Origin of the sequence: Acinetobacter sp. UBA6571, from assembly GCF_002434085.1 — a bacterium.
In the GTDB taxonomy this organism is placed as follows: domain Bacteria; phylum Pseudomonadota; class Gammaproteobacteria; order Pseudomonadales; family Moraxellaceae; genus Acinetobacter; species Acinetobacter radioresistens.
In genome coordinates this window covers 108,205-121,707 of the sequence record NZ_DJJJ01000030.1, presented here as the reverse complement: position 1 = coordinate 121,707, position 13,503 = coordinate 108,205, and the positions used below count along the sequence as shown (strand labels likewise).

The 13,503-nt window shown below is 40.9% G+C and carries 11 protein-coding genes; 4 read left to right on the top strand and 7 right to left on the bottom strand.

The annotated features are described in order from the left end of the window. Window positions 1–317 precede the first annotated feature (317 nt). A complete protein-coding gene (locus tag B3X18_RS05025) occupies window positions 318–1,562 on the bottom strand; it encodes an MFS transporter (protein WP_005014155.1) in 1,245 nt (414 codons plus the stop codon). Between the two features lie 54 nt (window positions 1,563–1,616). Then, window positions 1,617–2,771 carry an acyl-CoA dehydrogenase family protein gene (locus B3X18_RS05020; protein ID WP_017401243.1) on the bottom strand — a complete coding sequence of 385 codons (1,155 nt, stop codon included), beginning with the start codon at window positions 2,769–2,771 and terminating at the stop codon, window positions 1,617–1,619. Between the two features lie 336 nt (window positions 2,772–3,107). Between B3X18_RS05020 and B3X18_RS05015 the strand changes: the two genes are divergently transcribed. Then, on the top strand, window positions 3,108–4,325 hold the full coding sequence (locus tag B3X18_RS05015) for a CaiB/BaiF CoA transferase family protein (protein ID WP_005026003.1): 1,218 nt from the start codon (window positions 3,108–3,110) through the stop codon (window positions 4,323–4,325). 103 nt (window positions 4,326–4,428) lie between these two features. Next, window positions 4,429–5,274 carry an IclR family transcriptional regulator gene (locus B3X18_RS05010; protein WP_005014160.1) on the top strand — a complete coding sequence of 282 codons (846 nt, stop codon included), beginning with the start codon at window positions 4,429–4,431 and terminating at the stop codon, window positions 5,272–5,274. Between the two features lie 35 nt (window positions 5,275–5,309). Here B3X18_RS05010 and B3X18_RS05005 read toward each other — a convergent pair whose 3' ends face one another. The 3 genes from B3X18_RS05005 to B3X18_RS04995 are packed head-to-tail and all read right to left on the bottom strand — an operon-like array spanning window position 5,310 to window position 8,992. Continuing rightward, entirely contained in the window at window positions 5,310–6,488 is a 1,179-nt protein-coding gene (locus B3X18_RS05005) for an MFS transporter (RefSeq protein ID WP_005026001.1), read from the bottom strand. A 49-nt stretch (window positions 6,489–6,537) separates the two neighbouring features. Beyond that, window positions 6,538–7,815, bottom strand: a complete 1,278-nt coding sequence (locus tag B3X18_RS05000; RefSeq protein WP_005014163.1) for an MFS transporter — start codon at window positions 7,813–7,815, stop codon at window positions 6,538–6,540. 22 nt (window positions 7,816–7,837) lie between these two features. Next, a complete protein-coding gene (locus tag B3X18_RS04995; protein ID WP_017401242.1) occupies window positions 7,838–8,992 on the bottom strand; it encodes an acyl-CoA dehydrogenase family protein in 1,155 nt (384 codons plus the stop codon). 246 nt (window positions 8,993–9,238) lie between these two features. Between B3X18_RS04995 and B3X18_RS04990 the strand changes: the two genes are divergently transcribed. Continuing rightward, complete coding sequence (locus tag B3X18_RS04990; protein WP_017401241.1) at window positions 9,239–10,456, top strand: CaiB/BaiF CoA transferase family protein; 1,218 nt, start codon at window positions 9,239–9,241, stop codon at window positions 10,454–10,456. Window positions 10,457–10,499: 43 nt separating this feature from the next. On the opposite strand, the gene B3X18_RS04985 is transcribed toward B3X18_RS04990, so the two are convergent. Further along, window positions 10,500–11,351, bottom strand: a complete 852-nt coding sequence (locus B3X18_RS04985) for an IclR family transcriptional regulator (RefSeq protein ID WP_017401240.1) — start codon at window positions 11,349–11,351, stop codon at window positions 10,500–10,502. A gap of 108 nt (window positions 11,352–11,459) precedes the next feature. Next, complete coding sequence (locus B3X18_RS04980; RefSeq protein WP_026444194.1) at window positions 11,460–12,665, bottom strand: 3-oxoadipyl-CoA thiolase; 1,206 nt, start codon at window positions 12,663–12,665, stop codon at window positions 11,460–11,462. A gap of 609 nt (window positions 12,666–13,274) precedes the next feature. On the opposite strand from B3X18_RS04980, the gene B3X18_RS04975 reads away from it, so the two are divergent. Beyond that, window positions 13,275–13,503 (top strand): acyl-CoA dehydrogenase family protein (locus B3X18_RS04975; RefSeq protein WP_286935166.1); only part of this gene is annotated, 229 nt, incomplete at its 3' end.

The following is a 13,503-nucleotide window of genomic DNA, read 5'->3' as shown; positions in this document are numbered from 1 at the left end:
TACGTCAAACTCCATCGATTCTCTTTCTATATTTTCCATAATTAGAAACACCATTTCGCTTAGCGATATATTAATTTGTTATTTGTAAAAAGGCAACTCTCTACTGAATAGCACATATATTGAGATGCTAAAATAAACTATCTTTTCACTATAAAGGTGAACAGGAAAAATAAATGCAGAGAACTGTATCTAAAACTCTTTTAAAAGGCTGAGTTGAATATATTTAGAAACTATTAAATCTATATATGTTTTAGATTTGGATTTTTATATAAAAAATTCCAATAACTGGTTTTTGGCCAGTTATTGGGGAAAAGAACTCAAGAGTTCTGGGGGTCATATTGTTTCTCTTTGATAAAGAGGGCTGGAATAACTCCACAGATAAAGTAGGCTGCTCCCATGACTACAAAGCCTAAGCCAATTGAACCACCAGAAGCCAGATAACCAATAGTTGCAGGAGCAATCGCTGCGCCCAGACGCCCGACATTATATGCTCCTCCAATTGCTGTACCACGAATTGCAGTTGCAAAACTTTCAGTCATGTAGGTTGCATTTACACCATATGGTACGCCATACAGAAAACCGAAAATTATCAATAAGTACAGGATATTCTCTGGCGAATTATAAAATACAATTAATGGTAGAAATACAGCAGTTCCTATAGCACCAAAAGCATAGGTAAAGCGGCGACCCAGTTTATCCGCCATATAACCTGCAAGAACTTTACCTAGAATCATTGCAGTATAAGTTCCTACCATATAAGCAGTCATTTCTTTGAACTTCATTCCAAGTTCACTTTCCAGATAAGAAGGCATCCAGTTATTTACGCCATAGTAGCCAAACTGAAGGAAGCCGGCAGTAAGTGCCCAGAGTATAAACATATTGCGGTTACGTTTATCTTGGAAAATAAGTTTAAAGGCTGACTCTTTTTTCTGGTGATGATTATTTATCGCTTTATTCAAGCGAGATTGTTGCCAGGCTTCCGGTTCTGGAACCAGAATGTGCATAAAGATAGCGATAGCAATTGGAATAATTGCAACATAAAACAGCATGCGCCATCCATGATCAGGAATAATCCAGCCGGCTAGCAAAGTTGCTACAATATAACCCACTGTCCAGCCAGCTTGTAAGGTACCTAATACAGTAGTGCGGTATCGGGTAGGAACATATTCTGCCATTAAAGTATTACAGGCGATGTAAAGAGAACCTAGACCTAATGAAGCAAAAAAACGTAGAATACCAAACTGCATAAAGCTTTGCGTAAAGCCCAAGCCACAGGTCAAAACTGAAAAGGTTAAAATTGAAATTACAACTATTCTGACCCTGCCAAAGCGGTCGCAGGCCCAGCCCCCAAAGATACCGCCAATTGCCATACCAGCTAAAGTAAAACTACCCAGCATGCCAGCCTCAACAGTACTCAGTCCGAAATCTGCCTTAATACTGTTGAGGCTATAAGAAAGCAGCATTAAATCAGCGCCATCGACCAGTAAAGCTAAAAATGCAAATAAGAATGCAATTTTCCAGGTATTCGGGCCAATGCTTGAAGTTATTGTGTTTATAGACATAATCCATTACTTACTATTAAGGGCGCTTTAATTTTCCTTAAAGCGCTTGAGGTTTTATTGAGTCATTTCACGAATCATATTGCGTGCAATAATAATTTGCTGAATCTGTGTGGTTCCTTCATAAAGACGGAACAGGCGTACATCCCGATAGAAACGTTCAATGCTGTATTCACTGATATAGCCAGCTCCTCCATGAATCTGTACGCAGCGATCTGCAACACGGCCACACATTTCCGTTGCGAACATTTTTGAGCATGATGCTTCCGTACTGGTATTTTCACCCTGGTCCCGACGCCGGGCAGCATCGAGCACCATACATCTGGCTGCATAGATTTCAGCTTTGGAGTCTGCCAGCATGGCCTGGATTAACTGGCCACTGGCAATTGGCTCACCGAACTGTTTACGTTCAACGGCATAACGCAGTGCGTCATCCAGCATACGTACCGCAGCACCTACACTTAAAGCAGCAATATGTAGACGTCCTTTATCAAGGACTTTCATGGCCGTTTTAAAACCGATCCCTTCCACTCCTCCAATCAGGGCAGAGGCGGGTACACGACAGTTTTCAAAGATGACGTCACAGGTATGAGCACCTTTTTGCCCCATTTTTTGGTCACGTTTACCTAGAGATATTCCGGGTGTCTTGCTATCAATAATGAATGCAGAAATACCGCCTGAGCCTTTAACTTCAGAGTTAGTACGTGCCATGACTGTAAATGCACCTGCATGTGGAGCATTAGTAATAAAACGCTTGGTACCATTCAGGATATAAAAATCGCCATCTTTCACTGCAGTCGTGCGTAAAGATGCGGCATCAGAACCTGATTCTGGTTCAGTCAGGCAAAACGAGCCAATAATTTCCCCTTTAGCAAAACGCGGGAGATAATACTGTTTTTGCTCCTCCGTGCCATCAATCAAGATTGCGCTAGAACCAATACCATTATTTGTTCCAATAAGTGAGCGAAAGGCAGGTGAAGTGCGACCCAGTTCAAAGGCAACTCGTACTTCTTCTTCCATGGTTAAACCCAGACCTTCATATTCTTCAGGAATAGTCAGTCCAAATAATCCGAGTTCACGCATTTGCTGAACAATATCTGCTGGAATTTCATCTGTTTCTGCTACTTCAGTTTCCCTCGGAATAAGTACGCCTTCAACAAACTGACGTAACATATCAAGTAGTTGATCCAGGGTTTCCTGATCACGAACCATTTCATCTCCTTGGTCGTTATTTTCACCACAGAAGTGGTATAAGCGGACGAGCCGGTATATTTCTTTTTGGGCATACTAAAGAAAATGATTTCACATGACAATATATTTTGATAATTTATTTTGCAATGCGATATTAATTTCTATTACAGCTAACTTATTAAACTTTTGATTTTGCTTAGACAGTTCTTATATTTCAGAAAATATCTTATCTCTAGAGTTTTGTTTTACATAAATTGAGAGTATATTAAAATAAATAATATCGCTAGGCGAAACTTAATCTTGAGTAAATAGAGATTAAGATTTGTTATAGCAAACTAAACAAATAGTGAGATAAAAATGGGAGCACTAACAGGAATTCGTGTACTTGATCTGAGTCGTGTATTGGCAGGCCCTTGGTGTGGGCAAATACTGGCAGATCTGGGGGCTGAAGTAATTAAGGTAGAGCGACCTCAGCATGGTGATGATACTCGTAGCTGGGGGCCACCCTGGATGAAGAATGATGCAGGTGATGACACACGTGAAGCTGCTTATTATCAATCTGCGAACCGTAATAAACTCTCTGTAGCAATTGACATTGCCAGTTTGGAAGGGCAGGAGCTGATCAAAGCTTTAATTCAGGATACTGATGTAGTTATTGAAAACTATAAGACAGGTTCACTGAAAAAATATGGTCTGGACTACGACAGTTTAGCTGCAATCAATCCGCAACTGGTTTACTGTTCTATTACCGGTTTCGGTCAAGACGGACCACGTGCTGAAGAACCTGGTTATGACTTTATCATCCAGGGGATGGGTGGGTTAATGTCTGTTACTGGGGAAAAAGATGATTTGCCTGGAGGCGGCCCACAAAAGGTTGGTGTGGCATTTTCTGATTTGGCTACAGGCCTTTATTCTACGATTGCCATTCAGGCAGCACTGCTGAACCGGCATGAAACCGGATTGGGCCAATATATTGATATGGCTTTGCTGGATGTACAAATTGCCACGCTGGCAAATCAGGGGATGAACTATCTGGCTTCAGGAAAAGTACCGGGCCGTTATGGCAATGCGCATGCCAATATTGTTCCGTATCAGGTATTCAAAGCGGCCGATCGGGATTTTATTATTGCTTGTGGGAATGATAAACAGTTTATCCAGTTGTGTCAGAGTATTGGATTAGCAGAATTACCAAATGACCCACGCTTTAGCCGTAATGCTGACCGAATCAAACATCGTACTGAAATTATTGATATTTTATCGAAGCATTTCTTGAAGAAAACTGCAGATGAATGGGTAACAGCTATTCATGCAGTTAAAGTACCTGTGGGAGTAATTAATAACCTGGAACAGGCTTTTCGGGAACCACAAGTAATAGCCCGAAAAATGCTGGTTGAGATGCCACATCCATATAAGCAAAAACTGACAGTTATTGGTTCACCAATAAAAATGTCGCGTACACCAGTAGAATACCGTCGCGCGCCTCCAACGCTAGGAGAACATACTGAGCAGATTTTAAGACGCGTTGCCTCTCAGGAACACTTAAAAAAATTAAAAGCCGAAGGTATTATTGAGTAAACTGATAAAAAAGAAGCAATCGGCCAGTTTGCTTCTTTGCTATTTAATATAATTATAGATTATAATTTCGCAATGCGAAACATTAGTAGGTTGAGAAAGAGTCATGGATAATACCAATGATATAGAACAAACAGAAAAAATTTTGGCTCCTTTAAGACATGAGTTACTACATCCAATTGAAGATATGCAGGATGAGAATGATCGGCAGTTTATTACTGCCTTGGCCCGTGGTCTGGAACTGCTACGTTGTTTTACACCTAAGCACCAACATTTAGGAAATCAGGAACTAGCTCAATTAACCGGTTTACCTAAACCCACTATTACCCGTCTGACTCATACGTTGTCACGTCTGGGTTATATTAAGCAGGTTCCAAATTCGAGCAAGTTTCAGCTGTCTGTTGGGGTACTGGCATTCGGTTACTCCATGCTGGCTAATGTATCGATTCGTTCAATTGCTAATCCTTATATGAAAGAACTCGCTGACTATGCAGGTGCAGCAGTAGCCATGGCAACCCGAGACCGGTTAAACATGATTTATTTGGATGTCGTGCAGGGGAAAGGCAATATCACCATGCGAAGACAGGTAGGAACTTATTTACCTATTCATTTAAGTTCTATGGGTCGGGCTTGTCTGGCAGCTATGCCAGAAGATGAACGTGATTTTCTGCTTGATGCTATCCGTTTAAAATATAAGGAAGACTGGTTCAAGATTAACCGTGATCTTGACCGTGCCTTTAAGGATTATCAGGATTTTGGCTACTGTTTCTCGATTGGAGAATGGCATAAGGATGTGAACTCGGTCGCGGTGCCTTTAATTCATGAACAGCATGGTTTACTGGTTTTTAACTGCGGTGGACCAAGTTTCATTATGAAACGTGAAAAACTTGAAGAAGATATTGCACCGCGCCTGCTACATATGGTGAATAATATCCGTACTGAAATCAGTTAAAATATGATGCATTGGTCAGGAAGATCAATGCATTGTTATGATTGAAGCGGTAAAGCAGTTCGTTCTTCCAGAATACAAATCACTAGACAGGTAATTGCAAATATCATGCCTAACGTGCAGGTGCCTGTCCAGCCAAAATGAGTCCAGGCATAGGCTCCGGCGGTAGTCCCTAATGCTCCTCCTGCAAAATAACCTGTCATATAAATAGCATTAAAACGAGATCTGAGGTTTTCACTTAATTTAAATACTATGCTTTGATTGGTTACATGAATTGCAGAGAGTGATGCGTAAAGGATAAGCGTTGCCATCATATAAAACGCTAATTGATAAGGTGTAAGTAAAAATAATAGCCAGCAAATGATAAGACCCAGACTACATAAAATAGAAATCTGGTGAATATATCCCCGGTCAATAAACTTACCCGTGAAATTAGCTATAAATACACCAACGATGCCAACCAGACCAAATAATCCAATACTAAAATCGCTCATATGATAAGGAGCTGGTGCAAGTAGTAGTGACGTAGTAGTAAATGTCATACTTACCCCAGCAAAGGTTAATCCGCCAATATAGCTGCGCCGGCGTAAGCGTTGATTTGTCAAAAAAATAGAGGCTAACGAGCGTAGAGTATAAGCATAGCTTTCAGTGCTGGTAGGCGGAAAAACCCCGATATTTCGATGTAATATAAAAGCAATACAGAAAAGTAAGATACCACTGGCCAGATAGATAAAATTCCATGCAAATAAACTTGAGGCCAAACCTGAAAGGGAACGGGCAAGAAGAACCCCCATCATTAAACCGCTAAGCAGGAAACCCACCACCCGACCACTCTGTTGTGCTGGAACCAGACTGGCTGCTAAAGGTAATAATAGCTGCGCAGCTACAGAAAATAGACCAGTAATGAGTGTACCCAGTATAAGCAGACTTATATGCTGTGAAATACCGCTGATGATCAGGCCAAGTGCAGCAAATAGCATGAAACAGAAGAGTAGGCGGCGTTTTTCGAGAATATCTCCAAGAGGCATCAGCAGGAGCAGGCCACAGGCATAAGCAATTTGTGCCAAAGTAGGTACCCAGGAAACAAGGGTTTCTGGTAATTGCAAATTTTGACTCATAGAATGAATGAGTGGCTGACTAAAATAATTACTACCGGTACAGATACCGGCAGCAATTGCCATTAATATAATTGTTGGAGTATAAAGCGTATTTTTCATATTCTCTTAGTATTAAAAGCCTCTGTAGAGGCTTTACCAAGTTAAGCCTTTAAGCTGTTTTCTGCGGGTCATATTGACGGTCTTTAATAAAGATTCCTGATACTGCACCGCATAAGAAATAAGCTCCGCCCATGATCAAAAAACCAAGACCGATAGAGCCACCACTTGCAGCCGCACCAATAATTGCCGGAGCAAACATGGCACCAATACGGCCAGCATTATAAGCTCCACCCACAGCTGTTCCGCGAATATTGGTAGCAAAACTTTCAGTCATGTAAGTGGCATTGATGGCGTAAGGAATTCCATAAAGGAAACCGAAGAAAATCAGCAAATAGGCAATATTATCTGGAGAGTTAAATATTACAATCACAGGTAAAAATATAGCTGTACCAATAGCCCCAAAAGCAAATACAAAGCGTCGGCCCAAGCGGTCAGCTGCATAACCGGCAATAATCTTGCCAAAGATCATGGCAATATAGGTTCCAATCATGTAGCCAGTCATGGCTTTAAAGTTCATCCCCAGTTCGGATTCGAGATAAGCTGGCATCCAGTTGTTTACACCATAATACCCAAACTGTAAAAAGCCGGCAGTTAAAATCCACAGCATGAACATTCTGCGATTACGCTTATCTGCAAAAATTATTTTGACTGTACTTTGCTGTTTTACCGGCTGTGCCTGTACAGTAACCCGTGAAGCGGATAGACGCTCCAGACGGGCTCGCTGCCAGGATTCCGGTTCGGGAACCAGTTTCTGAATAAATAATGCCAATACCGAAGGAATAATGGCTATAAAAAATAATACCCGCCAGCCATGTTCAGGAATAATCCAACCCGCTAGCAAAGTTGCTACAATATAGCCGACTGTCCAGCCAGCCTGTAGAGTCCCCAGTATTGTAGTTCGATATTCAGTAGGTACGTACTCAGCCATTAACGTATTGGCTGCAATATATAAGGAACCAATGCCGAAAGCTGAAAGAAAGCGGATGATAGCAAACTGCTCAAAACTTTGTGTAAAGCCGAGTGCCGCAGTTAATAATGAAAATACCAGAATCGAGATCACGACTGTTCGAACCCGTCCAAGATAATCACAGGCCCAGCCACCCATGAAACCTCCTAGTGCCATCCCTGCCAGAGTAAAACTGCCTAATGCACCCGCCTGTAAATTGGTCAGTCCAAATTCGGCTTTTAAACTGGTTAAGCTAAAAGACAGTAGCAGCATATCGGCACCATCAATTAACAGTGCCAAAAATGCAAAAACAAAAGCGATTCGCTGTGTAGTTTTAGAAATTGGCCGGATAAGGGTTTCCGGCATCAGTGGTGTGGTCATAATTCATCCTGAAACTCAAAGGTTAATCCTTAACCTGATTAATCATATTTTTAGCAATAATGATCTGCTGGATTTGTGAAGTTCCCTCATAAAGACGGAACAGGCGTACGTCCCGATAAAAACGTTCAATACTGTATTCACTGATATAGCCAGCCCCTCCATGAATCTGTATACAGCGGTCTGCAACACGGCCACACATTTCCGTAGCAAACAGCTTGGCACAAGATGACTCAGTAGAAACATTCAGTCCTTGGTCACGACGACGTGCAGCATCGAGTACCATACATTTGGCTGCATAGATTTCAGCTTTGGAGTCTGCCAGCATGGCCTGGATTAACTGGAAACTGGCAATTGGCTGACCGAACTGTTTACGTTCAACGGCATACCGCAGTGTGTCATCCAGCATACGTTCGGCTGCGCCAACACTGACTGCTGAAATATGCAGACGTCCTTTATCAAGGACTTTCATGGCTGTTTTAAAGCCAATACCTTCCACACCTCCAATCAGGGCAGAGGCAGGTACACGACAGTTTTCAAAGATAACATCACAGGTATAAGTACCTTGCTGCCCCATCTTTTTATCTTTTTTACCTAAGCTAATGCCTGAAGTATGGCGGTCAACTACAAAAGCGGAAATACCGCCTGCGCCTTTAATTTCAGGATTGGTTCTGGCCATTACGGTATAGGTACTTGCTAGCGGCGCATTGGTGATATAGCGTTTAGTACCATTCAGGATATAGAAATCGCCATCTTTCACTGCTGTAGTCTTTAAAGATGCGGCATCAGAACCTGATTCCGGTTCAGTCAGGCAAAATGAACCGATAATTTCACCACTGGCATAGCGTGGTAAATACTTCTGTTTTTGCTCCTCAGTTCCGTCAATAATAATACCACTTGAACCAATTCCATTATTAGTTCCAAAAATAGAGCGGAAAGCAGGTGAGGTACGACCAATTTCAAAGGCTACATAAAGTTCTTCTTCCATGGTCAGTCCTAAACCGCCATATTCCTCAGGAATAGTGAGACCAAACAGGCCTAATGCTTTCATCTGGTCAATAATGTCCTGAGGCATTTCATCTTTTTCAGCCACTTCATGTTCACGTGGCATTAATTCATTTTTAACAAATTGCTGAATCATATGAAGTAACTGATCCAGTGTTTCCTGATTACGAATCATCCTGACTCCTTGGAGTTATATTCTTTACAAAGGAAAAGACTAAAAATCTATATGAATAATTTTCTGGCACTGAAATAAACTAATAATAAAAATTAATTTTACTCTGCAAAATTAATTTATCTAAATATAGCTTAATATTTTATATAATATCTATAGTTTTGTGTTATATATAAAATATTATTTCGTTTGATGAAATAAATATACTTTATTTCTAGGGAAATTAGAACAAGAGTAAGGAGTAGAATGATGGGTGCTTTGACAGGTTTTAGAGTGCTGGATCTAAGCCGCATTCTGGCAGGCCCTTGGTGCAGTCAGATTCTGGCTGACTTGGGTGCTGAAGTCATCAAAATTGAAAAACCCTATAGTGGTGATGATACCCGTCGTTGGGGACCACCCTGGTTAAAAGATGATTCAGGACAAGACACTCAGGAGTCTGCTTACTATCTTTCTGCAAATCGGGGTAAACATTCAGTCGCTATTGATCTGGCAACTCTGGAAGGGCAGCAGCTTATCCGGACACTTGTACTTGAATCTGATGTATTAATTGAAAATTATAAAGCGGGTTCACTTCAAAAATATGGTCTTGATTATGAAACGTTAGCAGCAATCAACCCGCGACTCGTTTATTGTTCTATTACAGGGTTCGGACAGAAAGGACCTCGTGCAGATGAGCCCGGATATGATTTTATTATTCAGGGTATGGGCGGTATGATGAGTGTTACCGGCGAACGGGATGACCTGCCGGGTGGTGGTCCCCAGAAGGCTGGCTTGGCTTTTGCAGATTTAACCACCGGGCTCTATTCAGCTATTGCTATTCAGGCAGCACTGCTTTCCAGAGAAAAAACGGGCGAGGGTCAACATATTGACATGGCCCTGCTAGATACACAGGTAGCTTCCTTATCTGTTCTCGCCATGAATTATTTAACCTCGGGAAAAGTCCCGGGCCGTTTCGGCAATGCTCATGCTAATATTGTACCTTATCAGGTATTTAAAGCTGAAAAAGGCGAGTTTATTATTGCCTGTGGTAATGATAGCCAGTTTAAAGCACTGTGTGAAAGTATTGGTCTGGCTGAGTTAGCTCTTCATCCACATTACAGGCAAAATTCCGGGCGTGTCACTTATCGGGAAGAATTGACTGCTTTATTACAGCAACACTTTATGACACGACCAGCCGAGGAATGGGTAAAAGTCATTCATCAGGTTAAAGTCCCGGTCGGCATGATTAACAATTTAAAGCAGACTTTAGAAGAAGAGCAGGTGATTGCCCGGGAGATGGTAGTTAACATGCCTCATTCTTTGCAGCAGAACTATACATCTATTGGTTCACCTATTAAACTTTCAAAAACACCGGTAGAGTATCAAAAGGCGCCGCCGTGTTTAGCACAAGATACTGAAAATATTCTAAGCCGGTATTTATCAGAAACAGAAATTATAGAATTGAAAGAAAAGAAAATTATTCAGTAAATTTAAAAGTCCCTGTCCTTACAAGTTGGGGACTTTTTATATTTTATATAATTTCATTTAATGAGTCCTGAATATTGTGCACCATATGAATCAGGCGCGGACCGATTTCATCTTCGAGGCGCTCGGGACTGAGTTGGAAGCTGGGTGCTCCACAGTTAAAGACATATAAACCATGCTGACTGCTTACCAAGGGTACCGCCACAGAATTTACTTCCTTATGCCATTCTCCTAAAGATAAACAATAGCCATAGTCCTGATAATCACGAAAAGCACGTTCAAGTGAACGTTTGATCGAAGGCCAGTTCTCCGGATTTTTCTTGGCTAGTGCATCCATCAAGAAATTGCGCTCATGTTCTGGTGTAGCTGCCAGACAGGCCCGTCCCATAGAGCTGCTATAAATGGGTAAAGTCGAACCAATAGGGCGACGCATATTCAGTGAGCTTTCTACTTGTACTACATCAATATAAATCATATTCAACCGGTCACGGGTTGCCATAGCGACCGGTGCCTGAGCATATTTACTCATCTCTTCCATAAGCGGATGAGCAGTATTGCGAATAGAGATATTAGACAAGGCTGAATAGCCTAAGGAAAGTACACCTATATCAAGCATGTACTTTGTAGAATTTGGCAACTGTTTTAAATAGCCTAAGCTTACCAATGTATTAGTAATACGGGCAATTGTCGGCTTCGGTAAACCTGTCATCTTAGCCAGTTCCTGATTACCCAAGACCTGTTTATGAGCAGAAAAGCAGCGCAGTAACTCTAATCCACGTGCCAAAGAGGCAATAAATTGCGGATTATTTTCACGATGTATATGAGAGATAGGGTCGAGACGAATTTCATCCAGATTGGTTATTTTTTCAGTTTTTTCTACTCTGGTACTTTCAGACATTCAAGCCTCAAATATAATGAAAAATAAATATGTTATTCATTATATTTCGTTAAACAAAATTAATCCATTCACCACTTTTATAGTGAATGGATCTTTAAACTCAAAAAATCAGGAAACGTTTTCAATGACCATAGCCAGACCTTGACCTACACCAATACAAAGACTAATCACCGCATATTTTTTCTGGCGGCGCTGTAATTCACGTGCAACTGTTAGTGTAAGACGCGCGCCAGAAGCACCAAGAGGGTGGCCTACTGCAATTGCTCCTCCGTTTGGATTAACACGCGGATCATTAAAATCTACATCTAAACCTTTCAAACAGGACAATACCTGTGAAGCAAAAGCTTCATTGATTTCAATAATGTCCATATCATCAAGAGTCAGACCAGCACGGCTGACTGCTTTTTTAATTGCCTCAATAGGACCCGCACCCATAATACGTGGTTCAATACCTGCCGCTGCCGCTGACAAAATTTTTGCCATTGGCTTTAAGCCGTATTTTTCCTGAACTGTTTCTGAACCGATCAGTAGAGCTGCTGCGCCGTCATTAATACCAGAAGCATTTCCTGCAGTAACTACACCACCTTCAAACAAGGGTTTTAATTTAGATAGAGCTTCAAAATTAGAAGATGGACGTGGATGTTCATCTTCACTAACCAGTTTAGGCGGTAACTTTTTACCTTGAGAAACTTCAATAGGAGTAATTTCTCCTTCAAAGAAGCCTTCAGTCTTTGCCTGCTGATATTTCGCCTGTGACTGTGCAGCAAAGGTATCCGCCTGTTCACGGGTAATTCCAAATTCGACAGCTACATTATCGCCTGTTTCAGGCATTGAATGGCCACCATACTGCGCAGTAATTTTCTTATTAGGAAAACGTGAACCAATAGTGGTATCAAAGATTTTTGCCTCACGACTAAATGCAGTTTCTGCTTTGCCCATAACAAATGGTGCACGGGTCATGCTTTCTACACCACCAGCAATATACAGTTCACCTTCACCACAGGTAATGGCACGAGCCGAATCGATAACAGCCCCTAAACCACTTGCACATAACCGGTTTACTGTCTGTCCGGGTACAGTAACTGGCAAACCGGCCAATAACACAGCCATACGTGCTACATTACGGCTGTCTTCGCCAGCCTGATTCGTATCACCCAGAATAACATCTTCAATATCTGTCCCTGGTACACCTGTTTTTTCAATGAGCTTTTTAATAACTTCTGCTGCCAGATCATCAGGACGTATAGACGCGAGTACACCCCCATGACGGCCAATCGGACTACGTAAACCATCGTAAATATAGGCATTTAGCATTTGAAAACTCCATTTCAGAGATAGTAAGAGAGTAATTTTTGATTACTCAAAAAATATTTTGGTATCACTACGGCTTAAGGCTTATAAGTCATTCATCATGCTACATTTATTTGTCAGTTCAATCTGTGAAGAGCTTGGCAGTCAGTGATGAGTACATATAAGGCCTATAAATTTGGGATTTCTTACATTCCATCTTCTTAATTAAGATTCTAGAAAAGCACTGGGTTTTTATGTTTTAGCTTAAAATTTCAGTGCAATGAAAAAGACAAGTATTGCCTTTAACTCTTGATTCCTAGGTCTTAATTATATTGATTACTTTGTTTCGTATAGCAAAACTATATTCTTTTTATCCTGTTATGTCTAAATTTTTTTGCAATTAATTTCGAAGTAGAATTAAAAACATTTTTATTATTTTATTAATTATTTGATTTATATTAATTAAAAAAATTAATTTCGCTCGACGAAATTAATTTTCAAAAAAGCTTGAATTTTGTGCATTTTATCTTTTACTATTCAGAACAGCATAAGTAAAACCAGATTTTTCATTGTGAAATTTAAATGAAGTGAAAAATCTATAGCGTTTAAAATAAATAGGTAGGGAGATCTCTGATGATCCGTGATGAAGGAATGCTTGAACAGCTGCTTTCAACGATTCGAAATTTTGTTAAAAATGAACTTATTCCACGTGAACACGAAGTTGCCGAAGCAGATAAAATTCCTGAAGACCTCATCCAGAAAATGCGTGAACTCGGTTTATTTGGACTCACTATCCCTGAAGAGTATGGCGGTTTAGGAATTACTATGGAGGAAGAGGTACGAGTTGCCTTTGAACTGGGCC